Source organism: Pseudovibrio sp. Ad46, from assembly GCF_001623065.1.
Taxonomy (GTDB): domain Bacteria; phylum Pseudomonadota; class Alphaproteobacteria; order Rhizobiales; family Stappiaceae; genus Pseudovibrio.
In genome coordinates, this window is sequence record NZ_LMCG01000085.1 from 29,272 (window position 1) to 55,523 (window position 26,252).

At 51.9% G+C, this 26,252-nt stretch carries 27 protein-coding genes; 6 read left to right on the plus strand and 21 right to left on the minus strand.

The genetic code is table 11. The annotated features are described in order from the left end of the window. Positions 1-3: 3 nt before the first annotated feature. From PsAD46_RS27145 to PsAD46_RS27180, 8 genes are all read right to left on the minus strand, one after another. Positions 4-342, minus strand: coding sequence for a DUF4440 domain-containing protein (locus PsAD46_RS27145; RefSeq protein ID WP_063308322.1), 339 nt, complete (start codon positions 340-342; stop codon positions 4-6). A 3-nt stretch (positions 343-345) separates the two neighbouring features. Further along, the gene (locus PsAD46_RS27150) at positions 346-807 is read right to left on the minus strand and encodes an ABZJ_00895 family protein (protein ID WP_063304494.1); all 462 of its coding nucleotides are present in this window, start codon (positions 805-807) and stop codon (positions 346-348) included. Positions 808-932: 125 nt separating this feature from the next. After that, a complete protein-coding gene (nqrF, locus tag PsAD46_RS27155) occupies positions 933-2,156 on the minus strand; it encodes an NADH:ubiquinone reductase (Na(+)-transporting) subunit F (protein WP_063290459.1) in 1,224 nt (407 codons plus the stop codon). Positions 2,157-2,168: 12 nt separating this feature from the next. Beyond that, positions 2,169-2,777 (minus strand): NADH:ubiquinone reductase (Na(+)-transporting) subunit E, encoded by a 609-nt coding sequence (gene nqrE, locus PsAD46_RS27160; protein WP_057465438.1) that lies wholly within the window; start codon positions 2,775-2,777, stop codon positions 2,169-2,171. A gap of 2 nt (positions 2,778-2,779) precedes the next feature. Further along, positions 2,780-3,436: an NADH:ubiquinone reductase (Na(+)-transporting) subunit D gene (locus PsAD46_RS27165; RefSeq protein ID WP_057465439.1), complete on the minus strand. Its 657-nt coding sequence runs from the start codon at positions 3,434-3,436 to the stop codon at positions 2,780-2,782. Next, positions 3,436-4,257 carry a Na(+)-translocating NADH-quinone reductase subunit C gene (locus tag PsAD46_RS27170; protein WP_063308323.1) on the minus strand — a complete coding sequence of 274 codons (822 nt, stop codon included), beginning with the start codon at positions 4,255-4,257 and terminating at the stop codon, positions 3,436-3,438. The genes PsAD46_RS27165 and PsAD46_RS27170 overlap by 1 nt, the downstream gene beginning before the upstream one ends. Further along, a complete protein-coding gene (locus PsAD46_RS27175) occupies positions 4,250-5,458 on the minus strand; it encodes an NADH:ubiquinone reductase (Na(+)-transporting) subunit B (RefSeq protein ID WP_063308324.1) in 1,209 nt (402 codons plus the stop codon). The genes PsAD46_RS27170 and PsAD46_RS27175 overlap by 8 nt, the downstream gene beginning before the upstream one ends. A 3-nt stretch (positions 5,459-5,461) precedes the next feature. Continuing rightward, positions 5,462-6,814 carry a Na(+)-translocating NADH-quinone reductase subunit A gene (locus PsAD46_RS27180; RefSeq protein WP_063308325.1) on the minus strand — a complete coding sequence of 451 codons (1,353 nt, stop codon included), beginning with the start codon at positions 6,812-6,814 and terminating at the stop codon, positions 5,462-5,464. A 534-nt stretch (positions 6,815-7,348) separates the two neighbouring features. Here PsAD46_RS27180 and PsAD46_RS27185 point away from each other — a divergent pair. Both PsAD46_RS27185 and nqrM read left to right on the plus strand, forming a co-directional pair. Then, a complete protein-coding gene (locus tag PsAD46_RS27185; protein WP_063308326.1) occupies positions 7,349-8,377 on the plus strand; it encodes an FAD:protein FMN transferase in 1,029 nt (342 codons plus the stop codon). 12 nt (positions 8,378-8,389) lie between these two features. Continuing rightward, positions 8,390-8,623 (plus strand): (Na+)-NQR maturation NqrM, encoded by a 234-nt coding sequence (gene nqrM / locus PsAD46_RS27190; protein WP_057465444.1) that lies wholly within the window; start codon positions 8,390-8,392, stop codon positions 8,621-8,623. 54 nt (positions 8,624-8,677) lie between these two features. Here the strand turns inward: nqrM and PsAD46_RS27195 are convergent, their stop codons facing one another. After that, positions 8,678-9,127 carry a hypothetical protein gene (locus PsAD46_RS27195; RefSeq protein ID WP_108820489.1) on the minus strand — a complete coding sequence of 150 codons (450 nt, stop codon included), beginning with the start codon at positions 9,125-9,127 and terminating at the stop codon, positions 8,678-8,680. Positions 9,128-9,223: 96 nt separating this feature from the next. Then, entirely contained in the window at positions 9,224-9,439 is a 216-nt protein-coding gene (locus PsAD46_RS27200; protein ID WP_063291484.1) for a hypothetical protein, read from the minus strand. A gap of 436 nt (positions 9,440-9,875) precedes the next feature. Between PsAD46_RS27200 and PsAD46_RS27205 the strand changes: the two genes are divergently transcribed. Further along, positions 9,876-11,720, plus strand: a complete 1,845-nt coding sequence (locus tag PsAD46_RS27205; protein WP_063304489.1) for a DEAD/DEAH box helicase — start codon at positions 9,876-9,878, stop codon at positions 11,718-11,720. Positions 11,721-11,784: 64 nt separating this feature from the next. Here the strand turns inward: PsAD46_RS27205 and PsAD46_RS27210 are convergent, their stop codons facing one another. Continuing rightward, on the minus strand, positions 11,785-12,456 hold the full coding sequence (locus tag PsAD46_RS27210; protein ID WP_063308327.1) for a hypothetical protein: 672 nt from the start codon (positions 12,454-12,456) through the stop codon (positions 11,785-11,787). 778 nt (positions 12,457-13,234) lie between these two features. Here PsAD46_RS27210 and PsAD46_RS27215 point away from each other — a divergent pair. Both PsAD46_RS27215 and PsAD46_RS27220 read left to right on the plus strand, forming a co-directional pair. Then, a complete protein-coding gene (locus PsAD46_RS27215; protein WP_063308328.1) occupies positions 13,235-13,543 on the plus strand; it encodes a DUF1778 domain-containing protein in 309 nt (102 codons plus the stop codon). Beyond that, positions 13,540-14,130, plus strand: coding sequence for a GNAT family N-acetyltransferase (locus PsAD46_RS27220; RefSeq protein WP_244273259.1), 591 nt, complete (start codon positions 13,540-13,542; stop codon positions 14,128-14,130). The genes PsAD46_RS27215 and PsAD46_RS27220 overlap by 4 nt, the downstream gene beginning before the upstream one ends. 136 nt (positions 14,131-14,266) lie before the next feature. Here the strand turns inward: PsAD46_RS27220 and PsAD46_RS27225 are convergent, their stop codons facing one another. The 10 genes from PsAD46_RS27225 to PsAD46_RS27270 all read right to left on the minus strand — a co-directional run bounded on the left by PsAD46_RS27225 (position 14,267) and on the right by PsAD46_RS27270 (position 24,691). Further along, positions 14,267-14,593 (minus strand): hypothetical protein, encoded by a 327-nt coding sequence (locus tag PsAD46_RS27225; RefSeq protein WP_063308329.1) that lies wholly within the window; start codon positions 14,591-14,593, stop codon positions 14,267-14,269. Positions 14,594-15,157: 564 nt separating this feature from the next. Beyond that, the gene (locus tag PsAD46_RS27230; RefSeq protein WP_063308330.1) at positions 15,158-15,559 is read right to left on the minus strand and encodes a hypothetical protein; all 402 of its coding nucleotides are present in this window, start codon (positions 15,557-15,559) and stop codon (positions 15,158-15,160) included. A gap of 154 nt (positions 15,560-15,713) precedes the next feature. Then, complete coding sequence (locus PsAD46_RS27235; RefSeq protein ID WP_063308331.1) at positions 15,714-16,781, minus strand: hypothetical protein; 1,068 nt, start codon at positions 16,779-16,781, stop codon at positions 15,714-15,716. A gap of 121 nt (positions 16,782-16,902) precedes the next feature. Continuing rightward, entirely contained in the window at positions 16,903-17,379 is a 477-nt protein-coding gene (locus PsAD46_RS27240) for a YaiI/YqxD family protein (protein ID WP_057465450.1), read from the minus strand. A 72-nt stretch (positions 17,380-17,451) separates the two neighbouring features. After that, positions 17,452-18,771 carry an amidase gene (locus PsAD46_RS27245; RefSeq protein WP_208982071.1) on the minus strand — a complete coding sequence of 440 codons (1,320 nt, stop codon included), beginning with the start codon at positions 18,769-18,771 and terminating at the stop codon, positions 17,452-17,454. A 164-nt stretch (positions 18,772-18,935) separates the two neighbouring features. After that, positions 18,936-19,319 (minus strand): CesT family type III secretion system chaperone, encoded by a 384-nt coding sequence (locus tag PsAD46_RS27250; RefSeq protein ID WP_063291477.1) that lies wholly within the window; start codon positions 19,317-19,319, stop codon positions 18,936-18,938. Beyond that, complete coding sequence (locus PsAD46_RS27255) at positions 19,309-20,190, minus strand: hypothetical protein (RefSeq protein WP_063308333.1); 882 nt, start codon at positions 20,188-20,190, stop codon at positions 19,309-19,311. The genes PsAD46_RS27250 and PsAD46_RS27255 overlap by 11 nt, the downstream gene beginning before the upstream one ends. A 295-nt stretch (positions 20,191-20,485) precedes the next feature. Further along, positions 20,486-22,939, minus strand: a complete 2,454-nt coding sequence (locus tag PsAD46_RS27260) for a Tex family protein (protein ID WP_063291475.1) — start codon at positions 22,937-22,939, stop codon at positions 20,486-20,488. A 146-nt stretch (positions 22,940-23,085) separates the two neighbouring features. Continuing rightward, complete coding sequence (gene rpiB / locus PsAD46_RS27265) at positions 23,086-23,535, minus strand: ribose 5-phosphate isomerase B (protein WP_063291474.1); 450 nt, start codon at positions 23,533-23,535, stop codon at positions 23,086-23,088. A gap of 46 nt (positions 23,536-23,581) precedes the next feature. Further along, positions 23,582-24,691, minus strand: coding sequence for an ATP-dependent RecD-like DNA helicase (locus tag PsAD46_RS27270; RefSeq protein ID WP_057465454.1), 1,110 nt, complete (start codon positions 24,689-24,691; stop codon positions 23,582-23,584). A gap of 179 nt (positions 24,692-24,870) precedes the next feature. Between PsAD46_RS27270 and PsAD46_RS27275 the strand changes: the two genes are divergently transcribed. Further along, positions 24,871-26,247 carry a glutamate decarboxylase gene (locus PsAD46_RS27275; RefSeq protein WP_063308334.1) on the plus strand — a complete coding sequence of 459 codons (1,377 nt, stop codon included), beginning with the start codon at positions 24,871-24,873 and terminating at the stop codon, positions 26,245-26,247. Positions 26,248-26,252: the final 5 nt, after the last annotated feature.

Genomic DNA, 26,252 nt, shown 5'->3' on the forward strand with positions numbered 1-26,252 from the left:
TAGCTACGACGCTCTGCGTGTGCCTTGATGATAAATCATGGACCACTGCCCACCTTCAAGTTTCCAGATGGAAGTCCGCTGCGTCTCATTCTCGGCAATGCTATAAAACACCTGAACGAGTTCCTCATTCAACTTACGCAAGCGAAAACTCTCAATTGTTCTGACCGGATAATCCGCCGCCTCGCTCGGAAGCTCAGCGAGGGCCTGCGCATGATCATACATCCGACCACTCGCACCAATCTCAATGAAGTCTGCGTGAAGTAACAACTCAAGTTGTCTCTTATCTCCTCGAGTAGCAGGCCTCAAAAGCTGTTGCTCTAGGAAAAGAAGTTGTTCCTGCATAGGTTATCCAATAGCTTTAAGTGCTCTTTTGTACGCCTTCTTCTCAGCTCTTTTGCATCCAAGTTTAAGCCCTAACCAAATTGTCCCAAACTTGAAGAAAGCAAAAAATAACACCGCAAAAAATAGCGTATTCACGTCATTTAAGATTTGCCCTTTGCTAGGATCTCCAAACACAATGATAGTTGTAATAACTCCCTCTAAAATGAGCGCTCCAACTAAGCATAGTCCAGTAAGTTTGAGTAAGATAAATCCTTCAAGATATACATCGTGCCGGTTATAGATAGTTTTACCTACCCAATAACCCGCAAACATGCCCATCATGTAGGAGGTAAACCCAATCGAAAGCTCTACTCCCAAGATAGTATTACTCAATACCCCTAGAACGAGGAGGCCGATTTTTAGCAGCGTCAAAAGAGCCGTAAACCGACCAGCATGTTTCAACAAGCTAATTTGGGAACCATCCATAATCACTAGTCAAATACCTTCTATCAGAAACTATATTCATTATGACTTAAACCATCCCAAGGACAATAAAAAAACCCGGCGCCTCTCGACACCGGGTCTCTCAATTCTTGCAATGCTCTCAGCAGTTAACCGCCGAAGTCGTCCAGCATGATGTCTTCACGTTCCACGCCCATATCAACCAGCATGTTGATCACGGACTGGTTCATGATTGGAGGACCACACATGTAGTACTCACAGTCTTCTGGCGCAGCGTGGTCCTTCAGGTACTCGTTGTAGAGCACGTTGTGAATGAACCCGGTGTAACCGTCCCAGTCATCATCTGGCTGAGGATCAGAAAGCGCCACATGCCATGTGAAGTTCGGGAACTCTTTCGCCAGCTGGTCGAAGTCCTCAACAAAGAACATCTCTTTCTTGGAACGTGCACCGTACCAGAAAGTGATCTTACGATCGCGGTTCTCAAGACGCTTCAACTGATCGAAGATGTGCGAGCGCATAGGCGCCATACCAGCACCACCACCGATGAACACCATTTCCTTGTCGGTTTCGCGAGCAAAGAACTCACCAAACGGACCGGAAATCGTCACCTTGTCACCCGGCTTCAGGTTGAAGATGAAGGAGGACATCTTACCGGCAGGAATACCCTGAGTGCCCGGAGGAGGCGACGCCACCCGAACGTTCAGCATGATCATGCCTTTTTCGTCCGGGTAGTTTGCCATGGAGTAAGCGCGTTCAACTGGCTCGTCCACGATGGACTCATACTGCCAGAGATTGAACTTATCCCAGTCTCCGCGGTACTGCTCTTCGATATGGAAGTCAGTGTACTTCAGCTTGTGCGCAGGGGCTTCAATCTGAATGTAACCACCAGCACGGAAGTTCACGTCTTCGCCTTCAGGCAGGTCCAGAACCAGCGACTTAATGAAGGTTGCAACGTTCTCGTTGGAGCGAACAGTACACTCCCACTTTTTCACGCCGAACACTTCTTCAGGCACTTCGATCTTCATGTCCTGCTTCACAGCAACCTGACAGGAAAGACGGTCACCACAGCGTGCTTCACGCTTAGTGATATGGCTTTCTTCAGTCGCCAGAATAGAACCGCCACCCTCGTGCACTTTCACGCGGCACTGGGCACAGGTTCCACCGCCACCACAGGCGGAAGGAACGAAGATTTTCTGATCTGCCAGAACATTGAGTAGCTTGCCACCCGCAGGAACGGACAGTGTCTTCTCACCATTGATACTGATCTGAACATCACCGGATGCAACCAACTTGCTGCGCGCCATCAAAATGACGATCACCAGCGCAAGCACGATCAGAGTGAAGAGCGTAATGCCCCAGGTAAAGTCTTGCATCTACTCGTCCCCTTACAGCTTCACGCCTGAGAAAGCCATGAAACCCATAGCCATCAGACCAGCAGTGATGAAGGTGATGCCAAGACCCTGCAGTCCATCAGGAACATCAGAGTATTTCAGCTTTTCACGCACACCAGCCATTGCAGTAATCGCCAGCGCCCAACCGATACCGGAGGACACACCGTAAACGGATGCTTCACCCAGATTGTAGTCACGCTCCACCATGAACAAAGAACCACCCATAATCGCGCAGTTCACTGTGATCAGCGGTAGGAAGATACCCAGCGCGTTGTAAAGCGCAGGAACGTAGCGATCGAGGAACATCTCGAGGATCTGCACCACAGCAGCGATAACGCCGATGTAGGAGATCAGGCCCAGAAAGCGCAGATCAGTGCCTTCAAGCCCAGCCCATGCCAACGCATTGTCATTAAGCAGCGTGGTGTAAAGCACGTTGTTGATTGGCACAGTCAGCGCCTGCACAACAACAACGGAGATACCCAGACCCAGCGCAGTCTCAACCTTCTTGGAAACCGCAAGGAATGTACACATTCCAAGGAAGAAGGAGAGCGCGAGGTTCTCGATAAAGATCGCCTTGACGGCGAGGGAAAGAAGCCCTTCCATAATCAGTGAGCTCCCTCAGTTTCCATGATTTTATAGTCGCGCTTCTCAACCTGCGCAGGCTTCCAGGTACGGAAACCCCAGATCAGCAGACCGATCACGAAGAACGCGGACGGAGGCAGCAGCAGCAGGCCGTTTGGCACATACCAGCCACCGTTGTTCACGGTCTCAAGGATCTGCACACCAAACAGGGAACCTGAGCCAAGCAGCTCACGAACAACACCAACCAGCAACAGGATCAGGGAGTAACCCAGACCGTTACCGATACCATCAAGGAAAGATGGGATTGGCGGGTTCTTCATAGCGTACGCTTCCGCGCGGCCCATAACGATACAGTTGGTGATGATCAGACCAACAAACACGGAGAGTGTCTTGGAGATCTCGTAGAGATACGCCTTCAGAACCTGATCAACCAGAATAACGAGAGACGCAATAATCACCATCTGCACGATAATGCGGATAGAAGATGGGATCTGGTTACGCAAAAGAGAGATGAAGAAGTTGGAGAACGCTGTCACAAGCGTCACCGCAATCGCCATCACCAGCGCAACTTTCAGGGAAGAGGTTACCGCAAGCGCGGAACAGATGCCAAGAACCTGAAGCGTGATCGGATTGTTATCGACCATCGGGTCCTTGAGCATGGACAAGTCTTTGCCAGCCATTACGCCTCTCCTTTTTTCAGATTGTCGAGGAAGGTCTTGAAGCCCTGCTCGCCCATCCAGAATTTGACGAGGTTGTCGACACCACGGGATGTCAGCGTTGCACCTGCAATCGCATCAATGTGGTGTTTGGAGCCATCAATACCCGCTGGAGCAGATTTGCCGACACCGATGTCCACGGACCCGTTATCGCCATAAACCAGCTTGCCCGGCCATTGTGCCATCCATTTTGGATTGTCTACTTCCGCACCAAGACCCGGGGTCTCACCGTGGGAGTAAAAACGCAGACCATACACTTCATTGCCATCAGCATTCAGTGCGATGAAACCATAAAGCGTGGACCATAGACCGTAGCCATGCACTGGCAGAATGATACGCTCAATCTTGCCTGCATCATCACGCAGCAGATAAACCGAAGCCAGTTTAGCCTGACGTTTGATGGATGCCGGATCATTATCCAAAGCAACGGAAAGAACCGGATCTTTCGCAGCAGCGCGCTGGTCATAGGTCGCAACGTCTGCCGCGTCAGAGAACTTGCCAGTTGCAACATCAACAAGCCGCGGTTCAAAGGCACCAAATGCCTTCTCAACGTCGACACCAGCTTCGAAAAGACCAGCAACCTTGAGGATGTTGGTTTTCTTATCCAGCGTTTTGTTGATTTCCTGCTGAGGCTTAAGCAGCACCGCAGCACCGGAAACAATCATCGAACAGATCAGACACAGAACTACAGCAACGGTAATCGTACGCGGAGCTGAGTCCAGAGGCATCGCGTTGAAGCGCGCCCAAAGACCTGTAGGAGCTGTTGTGTTTTCAGCATTAGGCATGGCGCTTCATCCTCCGTGTGATGTTCGCCTTCACAACGAAGTAGTCGATCAGCGGAGAAAAGATATTGCCGAACAGGATTGCCAACATCATGCCTTCTGGGAAGGCCGGGTTGATGACACGGATCAGGATACACATCACGCCAATCAGGGCAGCGTAGATGTAACGGCCCGGATTTGTCATCGCAGCAGTCACAGGCTCAGTCACCATGAACACGAGGCCAAACATGAAGCCGCCAGTGACAAGGTGCCAGTACCAAGGCATTGCAAACATCGGGTTGGTCTCAGAGCCAATCAGGTTCAGCAACAGACTGAAACCAATCATGCCCGCCAGACAACCAAGAATGAGACGGTAGTTTGCGATACCTGTGGTCACGAGGAACACACCGCCAAGAGCAATAGCAATCGTGGAGGTTTCACCGAAGGAACCCTGAATGGTACCGACGAAAGAGCTCATCCACGTGATGCCGTTTGCTGCCAGTCCCTGCATGCCGTCAGAGGCAGCAACACCCAGTGCAGTCGCACCAGAGAAGCCATCAACTGGCGTCCACACCGCATCACCAGACATAGCTGCCGGATAAGCAAAGTAGAGGAATGCACGGCCAACAAGCGCCGGGTTCAGGAAGTTCTTGCCTGTACCACCAAACACTTCCTTGCCGATCACCACACCAAACGCGATACCAAGACCAACCTGCCAAAGTGGCGTAGAAGCTGGAAGGATCAGCGTGTAGAGCATGGAAGAAACAAAGAAACCCTCGTTCACTTCGTGCCCGCGCACAGTGGCAAACAGCACTTCGAAGATGCCGCCAACACCGAGCGTTACGATGTAAATCGGCAAGAAGTACAGCGCACCATGCGCCATGTTGGCGAAGATGCTGTCCGGGTTAAAACCGATACCCAGCAGAGAGAGAATAAACGCTCTCCAGCCAGCAGGCTCAGTAATACCCATTGCGGCCAGTGCAGAGTTTGTCTGCAGGCCAGTGTTGTACATGCCAAACAGGATCGCAGGGATCGTCGCCAGCACAACATACGTCATGACACGCTTCAGATCAGCGTGGTCACGAGCGTGCGGCGCAACGCTGGTCACTGTTTTTGGAGTGTAGATGAAGGTATCCACCATCTCATAGACGGCGTAAAACTTCTCGTACTTGCCACCCTTTTCAAAGAGCGGCGCAATACGATCAAACTTATCGCGCAAACTCACGGGTTAGCCCTCTTTCTCGATTTTATCAAGATTTGCACGCAGCGCAGCTCCGTATTCATTCTTGGAATGGCAGATGAAGGTGCATAGCGCCAAATCTTCTTCGTCCAACTCCAAAGCGCCAAGTTTTTGCGCCATGTCAGTGTCCAGCACCATCAAGGAGCGGAGCAGCTGAGTTGGAAGAACGTCGAGCGGCATGACCTTCTCATAGGTACCCAATGGAACGATTGCGCGGATGGAACCGTTCTTGTTTGTACCAAATGGGAACTGCAGCTTGGTGCGGAAGAACCCGGAAGGATGCACATTAAGGTTGGACCACTTCGTCATGAATGGGCGAACCCAGCCAACAACGTCTTGTTTGTGGTCTTCTTCCATCAGCGTCACCTGAGTGTGGTAACGGCCAAGGAAGGCAAACTGGTCGGCGGCGATAGTGCCGGAAAGGACGGACCCGGAAACGACACGAGCTGGAATACCCGGCAGTGTTTCACCAGCCAGCAGATCATTCAGATCCGCACCAATGCGAGTTGTTACGAGGCGCGGCTTGGAAGCCAGCGGACCTGCAACAGAAACAACACGGGAAACATCCAGTTCACCTGTCAGGAACAGGTTACCGATTGCGATGACATCCTGATAACCGATGGTCCAGACTGTCTTGTTTTCATTAACCGGATCGAGGAAGTGAATGTGAGTACCCGCATTACCTGCTGGGTGCTTACCTTCAAAACTTTGCATCTGCACACCAGCAACGCTTGCACCCGGAAGGTTATCCTTCGGGCTGTGGCATACGAATGTGCGGCCATCGGTTAGTTTAGAGACAACCTGAAGCCCAGCTTCAAACGCGCCAGCATTCGCATTGATGATAACACCAGCATCCGCAGCAAGCGGGTTGGTGTCCATCGCAGTTACGAAAATGGAACGCGGCTGCGTTTCAAAAACCGGAACCTTGGAGTATGGGCGGGTACGGAAGCTTGTCCAAAGACCAGACTTGGCGAGTTGCTCACGAAAGACAGATGCGTCCAGAGTTGCCAAAGCACTGTTTTCAAACTTTGAGAAAGCGATCTGTTCTTCGTTACCATCATCCAGTTTGATGACGATGGTTTCCAGAACGCGACGTGCACCACGATTGACTGCTTCAATAACGCCAGCACCCGGAGCAACATAGTTGATTTCAGGAGAGCGTTTGTCATTGAAAAGAGGCTGACCCTTTACGACGCGATCGCCTTCAGCAACCAACATACGCGGCTTCAACCCGTTGTAATCCCCGCCATTCACTGCAACACGGCGAACCTTCGGACCCTTGTGGATCTCTTGGTTCGGAGCACCGGTGATCGGCAGATCCAATCCTTTTGTAATCTTCATCCCTTACCCTGTCAGGCTTCTTATAGGGCAAACCACTAGATGTTCACGGGAGTATCTACGGGTAAATGATGCTAAGTCATTCTGCGAGTTACAAAATGCCGCGCATGCGGATTATTGACTTTGACAAGTCGAACCGAGATAAATCCCCCCCACGGACCGCAATTTCAGCAACAAAGCCCGAGCATTGCTGAACGTCACTCATCCATGGCTCCGGTTAGGAGTAACCGCCCGCATACCATTAAAGTGCGTTGCGGTCAGCTATTCCTACGGATTTATGCGGGCCAATACCCTGATATACCGCAAATTTCAATAGGGATTCGTGATATTGACGTAACGGCAACAAGGCTGTTTCGCGAAAATTTTATCTCAAATAAGTTTTCCCCTATGTTTTCACATGCACGTAGTACCACCTACCAATTTCTTCACCATCATCTATTGCTGATCTTTGCGACAGCAGTATCAAACCCTATTTAACTTGACAGAAAACCAGAATAAGCCGATTACGCGGGGAAATTAACAAACTCTGAGGCCTAAATGCGCTTCCTCATTACAGCTCTCGTACTCATCTTTGTCACAGCATGTGTACCCAATGACAAAAGTCGCGAAGAAATCATACTTCACGGCAAAACCATGGGCACTACATTCAACGTCAAAGCCATCAAAGGGTCGTCTTCTGTAACCAAACAGGAACTGCAACAGCAGGTTGACGAGGCTCTGGTTGGCGTCAACAAGGCCATGTCCAACTGGGACAAAAACTCCGAGATCAGCCGCTTTAACCGCTCCACCAGCACTGAATGGACGCCAATCTCTCGCGATTTCAGCATCGTGATGCAGGAGTCGCTGCGCATTCATAATCTGACAGCCGGTTATTTTGACGTGACGCTGGCACCACTTATTGAGCTGTGGGGCTTTGGTACCAAGCAGGACACTCCTCCCCAGCCAAGCCCACTCCAAATCCGCAACGCTCTTGAGTCAGTTGGCATGAGCACCATGCTGGAGTTTGAGACCGATCCTCCGGCACTGCGTAAAGTCAACACGGATACCACAGTCAATCTCTCCGCAATCGCAAAAGGCTTTGGCATCGACAAAGTTGCTTCTGTTCTGGAGCAAAACGGCATTGACGAATACCTTGTCGAAATCGGCGGCGATCTGGTCACCAAAGGCAAAAACTCAAAAGACGAGCCATGGGTCGTCGGCATCGAAAAGCCGGACTCAGCAACGCGTACGGTTCAGCAAATCGTACGAGTGAGCAACAAAGGCATGGCGACATCTGGCGATTATCGCATATACAAGGAAGTGAATGGCAAACGCTTCTCACACATTATTGATGCTGCATCCGGGCGTCCGGTAACGCATAAACTTGCATCAGTAACCGTAATTGCTGACAATGCGATGCGCGCTGATGGTCTGGCAACAGCCCTCCTTGCAATGGGAGACAAGCGCGGCATGGCTCTGGCAGAGCGTGAAGGGATTGCCGCATTCTTCATCGTTCGCGAAGGCGACCACTTTATCACCCGGTCTTCCAGCGCGTTCAGAAAATTCGAGCAGTCTGCAGAGAAATAACGGAATATCGAAATGGCAACTTTCATCATCGCGTTTATCGTGCTGGTCCTGGTCGTAGCAGGAATGGCTATTGGCGCCGTTTTCAGAAACAAACCGATCACTGGCAGCTGCGGCGGCTTGAACGCCATTGAAGGCGCGGACCACTGCATCGTCTGCAAGCGTGAAGTTGACCCAAACAGCCCGCTTCGTGAAAAGCTGCAACCGTGTAAGCGCAAGCAAGCGATGGAAGAGCAGAGCGCAGCTTAATCACCATCCATTTCAAAACGTTCGAGGGGCCGAAAGGCCCCTTTTGCATGCCTGCTATTTGCTGTCGGTATAATCTCGCGCAACGTCCGGCCCTTCACCGCCAATCAGCTTGGCAAAGAACCCGGCAACAATCCCGAAGCCGACACCAATGGCGACAAAGCCAATACCAAGAAACAGACTACCCAGCGTCGGAAACAGCCCCTGCCCGATCGACGTCAGACTATCCCCGCCAATGAGCCAGAGCAGCAAGTTCATCCATCCACAAATGAAACCGCCAGAGAACCAGCTCGGCATGATCGACTTCAGCAAGGGCAGATAGTTGATGACCCCAATCAACGCCACCAGGCCACCAAGCGTAATGCACCACAGGATCAGGCCGAACTGAACCACAAACGAGACATTCAGGTTAAGCAACGCGATAAGGTAGAGGCACAGGAGCCCAAAAGCCAGGCCAAACAACTTGGCTGTAATACCGCGTCTGATCAATGATGGCTTCGAAAACATGCTCTTGGCTCCTATAGGTTTCTCGCGACAGACCTCTGCCATTTGAGAGCTATCATATACCAAGGCTCTTAAAACTAGTTTTCTGCAACCAGAAAGTTATCTGCTCGCCCAGCCAAAATCAAAAACGCCGAACACCAGCAGCAGAAAGCTGGACAAGGCAAGCAACCCGAAAACCCAGCACCGCAATTTCCATCTGGCGCCTTGAAGCTTCCAGGCGTCTCTGAACAGACGGCCACTCAGAATGAACACAACAAGCAGGACCACTCCAACCCATGAGGGCATTGCACCAAAGAAGTTTGAGAGCTGATCCATTTCGCCTCCGTCTGTTAATCGCCCCTCTTTAGTTCTGCCCCATGAAAAAGGCAAATAGTCTTAGCGTAAAGCTGAAATCACCGTTCAGTTCAAAAATCAAAGCACCCAATTCCTCAACAGCACTTAGGTGGCAAACACCCGATTTATCTATCACAATCACCCGTGATACTGCTCTCTTGGACCCTTAATTCTAGCCATTTTCTCGAAGCTTAGGACCTCCGAACCACGGCAAACTTACATGTACCTTTCATATCTATTTTTTATATCTCATTGACCTTTTCACGAAGTCAGACTACAAGGCCCACGAAGAAAAGAGCTCGCTTGCCATTTGCCGCCTCATGGTCCCCTTTATGGTTTCATGAGTGAGCGGAAGCGATGGGTAGGGCAACAAAGCTCTTGCTTTATAGATAATGACCCTCCTCGAAAGAAATACTAAATGACGATACCTGAAGGGGTTGCCCCAGCGCTTTCTACCGCACTAGAAAAGCGCGAATACACGTCTCTAACCCCGGTCCAGACAGCCGTTCTTGATGAAAAACTGAAAGGCAAAGACCTTTTGGTTTCTGCTCAGACAGGCTCTGGTAAAACAGTTGCATTCGGCATCGCTATTGCGCCGGAACTGCTGGGTGATGAAGAGCGTATGGGCCGTGCGAACGAACCTCTTGCATTGTGTGTTGCGCCAACCCGTGAGCTGGCTATCCAGGTTTCTAAAGAACTGGAATGGCTCTACGGCGAAGCCGGTGCTCGTATCACCACTTGTGTTGGTGGTATGGATATGCGCCGTGAACGCCGCAATCTTTCTGCAGGCGCACACATCGTAGTCGGCACCCCAGGCCGCCTGCGTGACCATATTGAACGTGGTTCCTTTGATACTTCCTCACTTCGCACAGTTGTACTGGACGAAGCAGATGAAATGCTGGACCTTGGCTTCCGTGAAGACCTCGAATTCATTCTTGGCGCTGCACCACAAGAACGCCGCACTCTGCTGTTCTCCGCAACTGTTCCTCAGCAGATTGAAAGCCTCGCAAAACGCTTCCAGCGTGATGCACAGCGCATTTCAACAGTAAGCAACCGCGAACAGCACGCTGATATTGAATATCGCGCAATGCAGGTCGCACCAAACGACCGTGAAAACGCGATCATCAACGTCCTGCGTTTCTACGAAGCTCAGAACACCATCATCTTCTGCGGCACCCGCGAAATGGTGAAGCACCTGTCTGCACGCCTCGGCAACCGTGGCTTCGCAGTTGTTGCTCTCTCCGGTGAGCTGAGCCAGGCTGAGCGTAACCACGCTCTTGGCGCTATGCGTAATGGCCGGGCCCGCGTTTGTGTGGCAACCGATGTTGCTGCACGCGGCATTGACTTGCCAAACCTGGATCTCGTGATCCACGCAGACCTGCCAAACAACGCAGACACCCTGTTGCACCGCTCTGGCCGTACTGGTCGTGCAGGCCGTAAGGGCGTTTGTACTCTGGTTGTCCCACACACCCGCCGTCGCACAGCAACACGCCTTCTCGGCTTTGCAAAAGTGAAAGCGGAATGGGCTCCAGCGCCAACAGCCGATGAAATTCGCAACAAAGACCGTGAGCGCATCCTTGCGTCCTCCGATCTGCAGGAAGCACCGAGCGAAGAAGATCTGCCAATGGTGAAGGAACTTCTTGAGAAGTTCACCGCTGAGCAAATCGCAGCTGCTTACATGCGCCAGATCCATCAGGGTCTGCCTGCACCAGAAGAACTGCTGGCAACAAGCACCAATTTCGATAGTGAGCGTGAGCGCAAGCCACGCAAAGACTTCGACAACGGTGTTTGGTTCCGCCTCAACGTCGGTCGCAAACACAACGCTGAACCGCGTTGGTTGCTGCCAATGATCTGCCGCGCAGGTCACATCACCAAAAAAGACATCGGCTCCATCCGCATCTTTGATGCAGACGCCCGTTTCGAACTCGACGCAAAACTTGCTGACAAGTTCCTGGAAACTGTCAAAGAAAACGGCACTGGTGAAAAATCAATCACCATCACCCGTATCGAAGGCAATCCAGAGCGCAGCAGCAGTGGTCGCCCAGGTGGCAATCGCAACAACCGCGGTGGCGGTGGTGGCGGCGGTTACCGTGGTGAAGGCGGACGCGGCGGTGAAGGCCGTGGTCGTGGTCGTCGTGAAGGCGGCGGTGGCGGTGGCTACCGTGGTGGCGAAGGTCGTGGCCGTGGTGGTGAAGGCCGTGGTCGTGGCGAAGGCAAGCCAGGTGGCGGCAAAAGCTTCCGCGATAACCGCGGCGGCGAATAAGCCTCATATTCCAAGATTTGAAAACGGGCCTTCGGGTCCGTTTTTTTATGCCTGCATGATACTACTAAATCAGCGTCGGACTTTGCTCATCAATCAAACTTGCATCTATTCGCACATAGTGCCCATCTTTAAGGCCAACAACTCGCTTCAGTATATCAGGCGAGCAATCGTGCCTAAATTCGTATTGATAGTTGGCCACTTGCTGGCTGTCACACCAGACATTAGGTTTCGGCTCTTCGTATGCTCTGGCTACCCTGAACTCTGCTAATGTGAGACCCAAAGCCTTAGCAAAACGCAATTCACGGATAAGGGCCTCTGTCTTTTCTGGCAAGACGACGAGTTCAGCACTTATAATCGATCTTTTTTTCCAGCCTCGTAGATACCCTGACCAAAGATTACCTCTCAAGCTAGAATCGTCTCGAAAACGATCAGCATTCCAAATATGAATTTCCCTACTTCCATCCACCTTGTTTAACGTTACTTCAACATACCTATTTTGAAGCAATCGCTTCTTAAATTCGTCTTCATCACGCGGATCAAATATAAGCTTCGGTTTTTTCTCTGGCATTGCGGAAGTCTGTAGAAGCAATCTTTGTATGACATTATCAGGCCTATCAAAGCCTGTTGCTAACTTCTCAAGCTGACTAAATGTTGTATCCGAGACCTCGATAGTCTTTGCCATATTCTTTAGAACTCCAATCATAACAGCATCATATTTGATTGCTGCCTTGATCAATATCCCTGCATTTTGGTGATTGAACACCCACCCACTAAAGTAGGTGGGATCAAAAGAGATAACTGAAGTTGTCTTTATTTAATTGTGCGCCTCTGGCGCGCTTTTAGGTTTTCTTTTCTGTCTGATGACGGAGGCTTTAAGCCACCTCTATGGAAGAAAACTCATTGAGCGGAACCTATGGCACAAAACCAGAGCTACCTCTCCCCACAAACACCAATAGCACCACATGGCCATCCATGCAGTGGTGAAGCTTTGGTCCCCGTGAAACGGGTGGAGCAAGGCGAGCAGGCGTTGCCTGCGCTACTTGTTAAATTAGTTTCTTCGGCATCAGCTACTCGCCTCGCCCGGGCCTTTTATCATGAACACGCGGGCTCCCTCTCGGACAGACGTGACTGACACGTCCCCGTGTCAATGACACGTTCCCATGTCACTGACAGGTTTCCCTGTCATTGGCAGTTTCCTGCCACCACCGGACGCCCTCCGGAACGACCCCAAACTCCCTATACCACTGTGGCCTCAAAAGGGTATGGCGCTTCACCGGACCTCCCGACACGATACGTTACCTCATGCCGGCAGCCCAACCCCACCCACGCCGCGGAATGGACGGTCCACTCCTGCCCGATTGCGTGGGCACAAAACTAAGATAAATCCAGAAACAGCAAGGGGAATAAGTTTTTGCTCAACCACAGCCTCCAGCCATAAAGTGCACCTTTCTTGATTCGTACGCACATATGACGTACAAAAATACAAAGGCGACACAGGCCAAAGGAGGTACGCGATGCTTGGATTCAACGATGAAACCGAAGAGATCAAGGGCCGCAACACGGAGCGGATGAACTTCCGCACCAAGGCCCCCATAAAGGCGGCTATACAGCATGCTGCAGCATTGTCGGGCGTGGACGACTCCACCTTTACGATGACCGCCGCCCTGCGAGAAGCAGAACGCGTGATTGAAGCGCATGAGCACACCCGCCTCGAAGCCGTCGATCATGCTGCCTTCACTGCTGCTCTGGAAACACCATCAGATCCAAATGAAGCACTCGTCACCGCAGCAAAACGCTACAAGACACGAGTGACCAGCCGTTGACGGACGTAAGCGTTCAGGAAAAGTCATCATCTGCGGATGGGGCTGAACCGCAGTTTTTCATTGAAGCTTTCGATCCTGAGAAGCATGACAGAGCGAGCTTTTCTTGTGGCGTTGAACAGGTCGATAATTATTTTAAGAAGACAGCCAACAAACTCAGGACTGCGGGCAACACGTCAATCTACGTGATGGTCAGCTCCAATGGAGACACTGCAGGTTTCTATGCCATGAATGCCCATGCAGTCCATTATCAGGACCTTCCGGGCAAATACAAACGGACAGCGCCGCGCCATGGTTCAATTCCTGCCGTGTATATCTCCATGATCGGCAGAGACATTCGCTACCGGGGGCAAAAGATTGGAGAAGACCTTCTGATCGATGCCCTATGCCGTGCTTCTCGCGCATCGCAATCTGGCTATGCTGCTGCTGTAATCATGCTTGATGTACTCGACTGCGGAAACCCGGAGAAGGTCGCCAGCAGAAAAGCAATCTATGAGAGACTTCAGTTTCAAAGCCTCCCATCTAACCCCCTGCGCATGTTCATGCCCATGAAAACTGCAGATATCCTCCGCCAAGAATTTGGTACCTAAAGCGTATCACTGGAAAACAGCCACACGAAGAAGCTGGCCTGCGGGCACACTTCGCCCGGCCGCAGACCAGCAGGACACTCATGAAGGGCTGTGCAAGGGTAGTTGAGGCAGCCCTTGGAGTGCCGTTCACAGTGATCTAATCAAGAGACACAATATTGGTTTCGACCGGTGGTGGAGAGGCGACGCTGCATGTCGCGTGACCGGAAAATCCTTTAGGGAAGGACGTGCCGGACAACGCATCGGTTAAAATTCCGCAGGTCTTATCAAGTGCCTCTAGGCGGTTACATAAAGCGTAGTGCAAAGTGAATAAAACGTCACGTTCACAACTGTTCTTCATCCGCTCGCTCAGCACCAGATGCTGCATATAAGCAAGGTTTTGAAGATCAGAAACAGCAACGTTCACGTCATCAAATTCATTCTGAAGAGTATTTGTGGCGCCACAGGCGCATGCAGTGTCGTCCATATTCAAAGCCTCGTTGTTGGCTGTTGAAGGACCGCACGACAAATGAGCTTTCTACTGCCCACTGGCGAGCGGGAGGGTAGAAACCTGACAACGACAGGCGGGTTTATTCCCCCCCGAAGGAGGTGTTGTATTCACCGCCCTCCCGCTCATAACAAAGGGTTTGCACCTTCAGAAAAAAGGCACAAAAAATCCGCCAGTTACGGGAGCGGGTACCGCGTTGAGAGGTTTCTACGCCTCACATATGAATGTGGAATGGAACCGCCCACCTGTCAACGAAAAGTTGCAACAACCCCGCACCTGTTGCCCTAAGGATACGCTCAGCCAAAGCTCCCCCTGTCTGGCATAACGGCAGTAGCATCGGAGGCAAGGCATCAATCGCCTCCCCTCCTTCGTCTTCCCCCATTTAATGCGGGATCCAGAGCCACACCCACCAACACCAGCACTCAAAGACTAGATACCCGATCTCCGCTGCACTCCGTCCGGCATGACGGCAGAGGTACCAGAAGCAAGACATCAATCTTATCCCACCACTAACAATCCCATCATTCAGGAGTAAGGATGCATTCAAATGTTGAGCTTTAAAAAGGCTTTGTCCTGAGGTGTGAGACGCAGCTTACCCCCTTCTGGATCATTATTGACAAGCCATTTCAATAGCTTTGAGAAAATATAGCAGTCATTGATTGGCCCGCCTTCTGGTATTTGAAAGCTACCCTCCAAAATAGACGGATGATCAAAGTTGCAGTAACGAGCCATTCTGATCCATTTGTTTGGATCAGTAGGGTAGTAGTCACTCTGGTTGATAAGGCCAAATAGAAGCGGCTCGTAGATATACTCTTCTTCTTGGTGAGAATGAAGGAACTCTCGTGCTTCACGTTCACTCCGAATTCCAAAGTGCTTTAGCAAAAACGGCTTTGCTGCAAGCTCCCCAAAGAACTCTCTCAACTCAGCAATCTGATAGTTTTCCATAATGTACTACGCTGTCTCAAATGAGCTTTTCAAAGGTTCTGGGTTAACCGATTAAGTTGAGATAAGTTTATACGCGAACGAATGTTTTCTCCAAGTATCTCCTTCTACCGTCATCTCGCATTTGCTGCGGAATCCAGAACTCTACGTCGAACCACTATTCAAAACAGCTCAGAACATCTCTCTCAAAATACGGTTCCTGATTGACCCAGAACATGTAGTCCACCTTCATAAAATCCTGCGCAAAAGCATGGAGTAGCGGCACGATATTCTGATCATTTTCAATCACTTCAGTTGTGCCCGTCCGCCCCGTATAATTGCCATCTTGAATAGCAATCCCGAGAGGCGCGGAGTACGTCCGCTCATGCATCATCGCGATGGTATGGTTCAGCTGACCACGCCGCTTGACCATAAGATCCGGCGCACCCAAACCAACACCAATGCTTTCGCCATATTCATAGATTGAGTTCAGATAACCCTCATCTTCGAAGGGAAGCCACTCACCCGGCATAAAATTCGCATACTGCATCGTAACCGATGTCGGAAACGCAGCCTTCATCGCGGACATATTGCCCTTCAGCGCTTCAGAATATCTGGCCGGACTGAACTGCTCATCATCCTCAGCAGACACCCCAATGGCAGACTCTTGCAGATTGATACCCTCAATCCGCCCGTCAAAGGCTTGCCCCAGCGCCTGAAGAAGCTTGGCAAACCGCTCCTGCACCTTGCTGTTCCACCGCTTTGCAACCCAACCTTCTGGCTCGTTGTTATCGTTAAACTGATAAACAGCACCGCCTGCATACTCATCAGAAAGAATGTAGTCAGGAACAGGGACATAGTCTGGATTAAACGAAGCATCCTGAAGCTGGACGAACAGCCTCTTGCCTTTGGACCCCAGATACGCCAGATCCGCTTCAATCAGAGAGAAATCATAGGTTCCCTCGGAAGTTTCAAGCGCACGCCACGGATACATGATCTGCGCGCCCGCAAACCGGGAGCTCTCCAAAAACGGATGCTCCTCAATCGCTTCGCGGTCTCTAGCGAAATAAACAAAGTGTTTGATGCTATCCGGAGCAATGGGGCAAGCAGCACCCAAATACTCTTTGTAAGCCTCTGCATACCGATCTGCAGGGTTCTTCCACTTGGCAAATGCAGATGGAGACGAAAAAGAAAAAAGCGCAACAAGGCCTAAGGCAACTGATTTGCGCACGCTGATAACTGGCATAGGGAAACGACCTGACGTCTATCGAGAGTAGAGCCCCAGAAAAGCGCTCAACTTTGTCGACAAAGAGGCCTACAGCACATCATCGCCAGTTTTCACAGAGCTTAATGGCAAACATTGCCTGCTATACCGAAAACCCCTGACGCTTCAGCTGCTGAATGATCTGATCGATCTTCTGCAAAAACTGAGATCGGTCTTTCGGCGAGAACGGGCGCGGCCCGCCTGTCTGTTCCCCAAAGCTGCGCAGATCTTCCATCAGATTACGTGTCGCCAGCGCCATGCCAATGGAAGCTTCATCAAACACTTTTCCTTTTGGGGAAAGCGCAAGCGCACCAGCCTTCACCACACGGTCAGCCAGCGGAATATCCTGCGTCACAACAATATCACCCGGAACGGCCCGCTCAGCAATCCAGTCATCCGCAACATCAGGCCCATCAGGCACGATCACCCGTTCCACATCCATGTCACGAGGCGTGTTGATGAAACTGTTAGCAACAACAAACACCTTCAGACGATACCGGTCAGCAACCTTGTAAATCTCGTCTTTGACGGGGCATGCATCCGCATCAATATAAATAAGTATCTTTTTAGCGCTGGTCACAGCAGCTCTTCTCCTGCATCGCAGCGTATTCCCGAAAAGTGGTTCCGGTTTTCGGAGAGGAACACGCTCAAATCAGCCCTTTAGTCGCGCAGGAGCGATCACTTTGTCAATCAAACTTGCCATTTCAAGCACATGCCAGTCACGTCCAGCCCGTTCAATCAACATCAAACCCGTCCCGGGCATGCCATGCAGGTTCATGGGAATAGTCGCAGCACACCCATCAACCCAGTTCACAGCACGCGTGTTCTGCGAAAGCTGAGAGCCAAATTTTTCCGGGTTGCTGTCAACATCCTCAAGCAGCGGTGCAACAATCGGTACCGTCGGCGCAATCAGAATATCAAACTTGCCTGCCATCTCTTTAAAGGCGCGGATAGCTTCCACCCGCTTCGAGCGCGCCTCTTCCATCTCTTTGCTCGTCACCTCAGTCGACTTGAGAATCCGCTGAACCACATAAGGATCACCAGTCTCTTTGAGACCTTCCAGATACCCGCCAACCAAAGCAGTGGTCTCGTAACTGCAAATCGTCCCAAGAAAAGTCGCGCTATGACACAAGACAGGCTCAGAAACCGGCGCGATGATAGCACCCGCATCCCGGATCGCCTGCATCGAGCGATCAAAATCAGCACTCACTTGCGTATCCAGTCCCTCAGCCAACGGCGAAGCCACAAGCCCCACATGCAATCCATCAAGGCTCTTTATCCTGCGCGGAGCAAGACACTGCCCCGAAAGCACAGCATGCAAACGGGTACACATATGTATTGATCGCGCAATAAAGCCGACCGTATCAAAGGAAGGACAAACAGAGAAAAGACCCTTGGTCGAAATCGCCGCCCGCGTCGGCTTAAACCCGTAAAGCCCATTAAGCGCTGCCGGAATTCGCACAGACCCGCCAGTATCCGTTCCCAGAGCCGCATCACACAGCCCCAGCCCCACACTTGCAACAGCCCCCGAGGATGAACCCCCGGGAATGCGTGCAGGATCAATCACATTTGCAGGGGATCCAAAACAGGGATTAAGCCCAAGCCCCGTAAAACCCAACTCACTCATATTGGTACGGCCACAGGTAAACGCTCCTGCAGCTTTCAGGGCAGAGACCACCTTAGCATCTTCACAAGCCGGAGCCCGCTTGCGCAGGAACGGCGAGCCAGCACTGGTGACAATGCCAGTTTCATCAAACAGGTCTTTGAGAGAAACGGCCACGCCATGCAAAGGCAACGAGTCATGCGCTTCTTTCTGCCGCTGATCCGCAGCTTCAGCAGCGCGCATAATTCTCTCTGCATCAAACTCCAGAAACACACGCTCTACACATCCATCAGGCAGGTCCATTGCCCGATCAATATATCGGCGCGCGACATCTACCGCTCTGAAATGTATACGAGGATCTGTCGACAAGTTATCTCCACTCATCACGCATGCATATTTATCGCACTTTGATGGTTGTCGCCTGTTTTCCTCGTCAGTTCAATCATCTCCAAACAAAAGAGATACCAGTCTATTAATCTGTCACTGCGAAGCGCAGCAAAACTACAGTGTATCGCCGAAAAATGCGAACTGCTTTAGTTCTGGGCAGTGAGGGATGAAGCAGCAGAACCAAGCGCCTCAACGCTCTCCAGCAAATCTGGCAAAGACAATCCACTCAGCGCAATACGAGACCACAACACCACAGAGTCATCATCCCCCTGCCCGACGATAATCGGATGGCCCAAAAGGTCAGGCAGGTTCAGTTTCAGCATGCTGCTTTCACTCAACCCCTCATGAATGGCCTCACGCTCAACCCGCACCAGCAGTTTAATATAGTCTGGCTCATTGCCCACAAAGTACATGCTGCGCGCACCATCAACATCTACCTGATAGACCTCATTCTCATCATACTCGTTGATCAGGTACTGCCTCATGAGGTCTTTCATCAGGTGATGGAAGTTCACATTGTTAGAAGCCATGCTTTTTCCCAGCCTTCAGCCCCTCAAACTTCTCATGGAAGTATTTCGCAGGAATCTCATCCGCTTGAACAGTCTCTGTAGTCCAATCAGTCACGTAGGTAGTCGCAGGATTTTCCGTGGTACTGAGGCTTGAAAACATAAATTGAGACCTGGAATTCTGCTCAACAATAAAACGCTCAAGCTTCTTACCCGGCGCACTAGGAACATCCAGCGATTTAAAGAAGCCCTGAATTTCCTCAAAGGGCACTGGCTTTAGCCCCTCAATATCCAGAGATAAAGCAGGCTTTGGCCCGGCACGCGTCCACGACACCACGGTTGGCGCTTCACCCATGATACTCTGTTTCCCGTCCTCAAGACGAAAGGCCCCCGGAAACGTCGGCCATGCATCAACAACAACAGCCTCTTGCGTAGGGTCTCTGGGATCACCAATCATGCAAAATGCATGATCAACCATTGAAGAGGAAACACGAGCCACTGGGCGGTCTGTTTCTGATGCCGCCAGAAGCTTGTAACTAACCTCGGCATGCCCGGAACAGTTGCCGGCCTGCACACGGACTGAGCTTTCAGCCAACCCACCATGCTGCGGGGCTTTCGCCAGCCCATAATTGGCACGCAGATAACTCTCACCACGCGAAGCGAACACCTCCGGCGTCAAATTACCTGCACCAAATGGAAGCAACTGCTTGGTCTGCCAAATGACTTTTTGTGCAACTTTCAGGCCCTCAAAGGTCTGCGCGGAAACGCGAACCTCCTTCCCCTGAAAATCCCCTAGATACTTCTGCGCTTTCTTTACAGTTGTGAAGTTAACAGCATCAGGCGTCTCAGCAGTATTAGAACGAAGACAATGAACAAGCGAGGCAAAGGACGGCACTAAATTCTCCCATTACACAACCTAAGATAGAACACACATCTCAAGATCAACAGTAACAATGAGAGAAATTCTAACTGTGAGATTCAGCACAGGGATCGATTACATTAACTTGAAGAAACACCAGGAGGAAAAATATAATTACTACAACATCATGATTTTAAAAAGCTTTGCCAATTCTACACCTCTGGTCGATCAGGCATAAAAATAAAAATTATTTAAAATACAGAACTCCTAACAAAAAAGGAGCCCGCCAGCAGAACCAGCGGACTCCCCGAAAAACTGATTGGAAGCAGACTTACCGTTTAGGCTTGTTAAACGCCGCTGCCAGAGCCGCTGCCATGGCATTGTTGCTACCGCCGCTCGTATCAGCTGGCTTATTGCCACCACGATCACCCCCGCGCGGTCCCCCACCACGGTTGCCGCCATTCGGACGACTACCGCCGCCCGGACGACCTCCACCCTGGTTACGGTTACCACCCCGGTCAGCCTGTCGTTCCCGCGCATTCTCACGAGCATCCGCACTGTCCTTGCGCATGGTCAGGCCGATGCGTTTGCGGGCAACGTCCACCTCAACAACACGCACCTTCACAATATCGCCCGCCTTCACAACCGTATGCGGATCATCCACGAACCGGTCCGCCAGCTGAGACACATGCACCAACCCGTCCTGATGCACGCCGATATCAACAAAGGCACCAAAGTTCGTCACATTGGTAACCGTTCCTTCCAGCATCATACCCGGCTTCAAGTCCTGCATGGTCTCAACACCATCTTGGAACGACGCTGTCTTAAACTCAGGCCGCGGATCACGTCCCGGCTTTTCCAACTCTGCAAAAATGTCCTTTACAGTCGGCAGACCGAACTTCTCGTCCGTAAACTCTTTTGGGTCCAGATTGCTCAGCAGGTTGGAGCCCATGATCTCACGAATATCGCGACCACATGCTTTGATAATCTTCTGCGCAAGTGGATACGCTTCTGGGTGAACAGAGGACGCATCCAGCGGGTTCTCGCCATCCGCAATCCGCAGGAAGCCCGCACACTGCTCAAACGCCTTTGGCCCAAGCCGTGCAACCTTCAACAACTGCCTGCGGTTTTTAAAGGTGCCAACCGTATCACGATACTCAACCACCGCCTTCGCAAGGCCCTCTGTCAGGCCGGAGATATGCGCCAACAGCGGAGCAGATGCCGTGTTGAGGTCAACCCCAACCGCGTTCACCGCATCCTCAACCACGCCATCCAGCGAGCGGGCAAGCTTGGTCTGGTTCACATCATGCTGATACTGCCCGACACCAATGGACTTCGGCTCAATCTTCACCAGTTCCGCAAGCGGGTCCTGCAAACGGCGACCAATAGAAGCCGCTCCGCGCAAAGACACATCCACATCCGGCATCTCTTTCGCAGCCAAAGCAGAGGCGGAATAAACCGAAGCCCCTGCCTCGTTCACCATCACCTTGGTTGGGCGATGTTCTGCTGGAATATCCTTCAACAAATCTGCAGCCAAACGATCTGTCTCACGGCTGGCAGTCCCGTTACCAATCGCAATCAGGCTCACGCCATGCTTGGCAACCAATGCCCGTAAGGTGGCAAGTGAGCCCTGAATGTCATTGCGTGGCTGGAACGGGTAGATCGTGGCGGTATCAATCAATTTGCCTGTTGCATCAACAACAGCCACCTTCACCCCGGTCCGAATACCGGGATCAAGCCCCAGCGTCGCACGCGGTCCAGCGGGCGCTGCCAACAACAAGTCTTTCAGGTTACGAGCAAAAACCTTGATCGCTTCTTCTTCCGCCTTGTCGCGCAGCTCGCTCATCAGGTCCAGCTCAACATGAAGGCCAATCTTCACCTTCCACGTCCAGCGACACACATCAGAAAGCCACTTATCAGCAGGGCGGCCGTTGTTCACGATGCCCGCCGCATCAGCAATCATCTGCTCCACTGGCTTCACAGCGGAAACATCATCCTCATCCACCTTCAGGTCCAGCGCCAGAATGCCCTCATTGCGACCACGCAAAAGCGCTAGTGCCCGGTGGCTCGGAATACTCTTCCAATTCTCAGAGTAACCAAAGTAGTCAGAAAACTTTGCGCCTTCCTGCTCTTTGCCAGCAACAACTTCTGCCTTCACAGCACCCTGACGCGCCACATAATTACGCAGTTTACCAACCAGCTGAGCGTTCTCAGAAAAACGCTCCATCAGGATTTGCCGAGCCCCATCCAGCACCGCCTTGGTGTCCGCAAAGCCCTTCTCCGCATCAACAAAGCTGCCTGCCTCACTCTCGGGGGTCTTGTTCGGATCACTCAGCAGCAGATCTGCCAGCGGCTCAATGCCAGCCTCACGGGCGATCTGCGCTTTAGTGCGGCGCTTCTTTTTGTAAGGGAGGTAAAGGTCTTCCAGAGTAGCTTTGTTGTCTGCACCTGCAATCTGTTTTGCCAGCTCGTCGGTGAGTTTGCCCTGCTCTTCGATGGATTTCACAATCGCTTTGCGGCGATCTTCCATCTCACGCATATAAATCAGGCGCTCTTCCAACGTACGCAGCTGCGTATCATCCAATCCACCTGTCGCCTCTTTACGGTAACGCGCAATAAACGGAACCGTAGACCCTTCATCCAACAACTGCACCGCAGAATTCACCTGCCCCGGCGCACAGCCAATTTCACCCGAAATACGCTGAGAAATCCGCAAAGCAATATCAGCAGAAAGCTTACCCGCTTTGGCAGGAGAGGAAGAAGCAACAGACGTCAGATCAGACATTCAAATCTCGCAGGCTTATTAAAAACAGATGCCCACCCTAGGTCCCCAATGCGGGCAAAACTAGGTGCGAGAAGGGAATATGAACAGAGAAAGGAGATGTAGTTTTATTTAAATTAACGTCCCTCTCTTCGGTCACTCAATCAGCGCTAAACTTCCAACGCTTCAATCATCTCCACTCGCATCGCATGTCGCCCACCCTCAAACTGAGCGGAAAGGAATGCATCCACGATATCGAGTGCAACTCCTTCGCCAATCACGCGGACACCCATAGAAAGCATGTTGGCATTGTTGTGCTCGCGGATCATACGAGCAGAGAATGTGTCGCTACAAACCCCGCAACGGATGCCTTTAACCTTATTCGCCGCCATCATGATCCCTTGGCCGGTACCGCACAACACAATCCCGAACCTGCAATCACCAGAAGCAACAAGTTGCGCAGCCGCTTCACCATGCTTTGGATAGGGTGTGCTTTCAGGCGTTGTCGGTCCGATGTCGACAACCTCCCATCCCTTCGCAGCGATATGAGCCGCCACAACTTGCCGAAGCGGAATACCTGAGTGGTCGCTTGAAAGAACGATGCGTTTGTTGGTCGTCATGAAATAGCTTTCCCGTTTAGCAAGGCACTTTGACGGCAAAGGGTGGTTACCGCACCACCGTAATCTTCTGCGCTGCACGGGTCACGGCCGTATACAGCCAGCGCGTCTTGTGTTCGCGGAAAGCCCAGCTCTCGTCAAACAGCACCACATCATCCCACTGAGAACCCTGGGATTTGTGCACGGTCAGGGCGTAGCCGTAGTCGAACTCGTCGGCGCGACGACGGATGGCGTAGGGGAGTTGTTCGCTGCCTTCCTCAAACATCGCAGGCAGCACTTTCACCCTGATCGCCTTCTTGGAGATGTCATCCTCTGATGTAACATCAAAGCGCAGCGTGTTACCGCGTGGCGGACGCAGACGGGAGACTTCCCAGAGGCCACCATTCAGCAAGCCTTTGGTCTTGTCGTTACGCAGGCACACCAGTTTGTCACCCACGGACGGCATCTGTGTCGTGATACCTTTCAGGTCCCGAATCCGGCCGTTATAAAGCCTGCGCGTCTTGTTGGTCCCCACCAGAACCTGATCAGAGGCAAGGATCCGTTCTTTGTCGATGTCCCTACGGGAGATCACAGAACTGTCGCCATATTGGCCAAAGTCCAGCTCTTGCCCATCACGAATATCCATGGACATGCGCACAATCGGATTGTCTTTCGCTTGACGATGAACCTCAGTGAGCATGATATCCGGCTCGGTCTCGGTGAAATAACCTCCACCTCGCACCGGCGGCAGCTGTGCAGGATCACCCAGCACCAGCACCTTTTTGCCAAAGGAAAGCAGATCGCGCCCGAGTTCCTCATCCACCATGGAGCACTCATCAATGATGATCAGGTCCACTTTCGCGGCAGGGCTATCACGGTTGATGGCAAACTGAGGGCTCTCATCCTCGTCCTCATCATCCTTCTTGGTACCCTTTGGACGGTAGATCAATGAATGGATGGTCGAAGCATCTGCACAGCCCTTTTGGCGCAGCACATGCGCGGCCTTACCGGTGAAGGCGCCAAAGGCCACCTCTCCATCCAGCCCTTCAGCCAGATGGCGAGCCAGAGTGGTCTTACCGGTACCGGCATACCCGAACAAGCGAAACACCTGCGGCCCGTGCGAACGGGACCAGCGCGCCACTTCAGTAAGTGCATCATCTTGTTGCGGAGACCAATCCATTCCAGACCACCTGTAATAACTTTCTCAAACCAGAATGAGTAATAAACGAAGCTGACCTGAAACGCCCTCGTTTTCTTAAAAAGGTCAACAGGACACTCCAAATTGAACCTGTGAAACTTACGCGGCCTTCAGGCACTGACGCTAGGGTTGCATCAGCTAATCATTTTCGGAGCAACCTCATGCCATTGTGGAAGACAAGTGCCAGCGAAAGTCCAGACATTTACGCCACGGCCCGCGCAGTTGAAGGACTTGCCAAAGAGCACATTCCAGAAACCGGAATGAGCCCGGAAGAGGCCTACAACCTTGTCCGCGACGAGCTCTATCTGGACGGCAATGCACGGCAGAACCTCGCCACTTTCTGCACCACATGGGTGGAAGACGAAGTTCACAAACTCATGGCCGATTGCATCGACAAGAACATGATCGATAAGGATGAATATCCGCAAACGGCAGAGATTGAAGCCCGCTGTGTTCATATCATCGCCAGCCTCTGGAACTCCCCGGAAGCGGAAGAAACAATCGGCTGCTCAACCACAGGCTCTTCTGAAGCCGCTATGCTGGGCGGCCTCGCCCTCAAATGGGCATGGAGAGATCGACGCAAGAAAGAGGGCAAACCCTACGACAAACCCAATATGGTTTGCGGTCCGGTTCAGGTCTGCTGGCACAAGTTCGCCAAATACTTTGATGTGGAGCTCCGCCAGATCCCCCTCAGCGAAGGGTCTCTCCATATGAGGCCTGAGCAGCTGAAGGACTACGTGGACGAAAACACAATCTGCGTCGTCCCAACCCTCGGCGTCACTTTCACCGGTGTTTATGAACCCGTGAGGGAAGTTTGCGAGGAGCTGGACAAGATCCAGGCTCAGACAGGTCTGGACGTTCCGGTTCACGTAGACGCCGCATCCGGCGGGTTCGTTGCTCCTTTTCTCCATCCGGAGCTGCTGTGGGATTTCCGCCTCGACCGCGTAAAGTCCATCAACGCCTCCGGCCACAAGTTCGGTCTCGCACCACTTGGTGTTGGCTGGGTGATCTGGCGCGATAAGAAAGAGCTACCGTCTGATCTGGTGTTCAACGTCGACTATCTAGGCGGCAACATGCCCACCTTCGCGCTGAACTTCTCCCGCCCCGGCGGTCAGATCGTCATCCAGTATTACAACTTCATGAGACTAGGCTGGGTAGGCTACAGAGACATCCAGTCAGCCTGCGCTGAAAACGCTCAATATCTCGCCGAAAAACTGGCGGGGCTACCGGAGCTCGATATTCTGTATGACGGCAATGGCGCCCTACCCTGTGTGTGCTATCGCCTCAAACACCCGGAAAAGGCCCACTACTCGCTCTACGACCTTTCAGAACGGGTGCGCATGAGTGGATGGCAAATCGCCTCCTACCCACTGCCAGCAGACATGCACGATACGGTCGTCCAGCGTATCATGGTACGCCACGGCGTCTCTCATGATGCAGTAGACCAACTCTTTCTGGATATCCGTAAGGCTCTGAACTATCTGGACAAAAACAACATCAAATGGTCAGAGGCAGGACCAAGCTTCTCTCACGGGTAGAACAT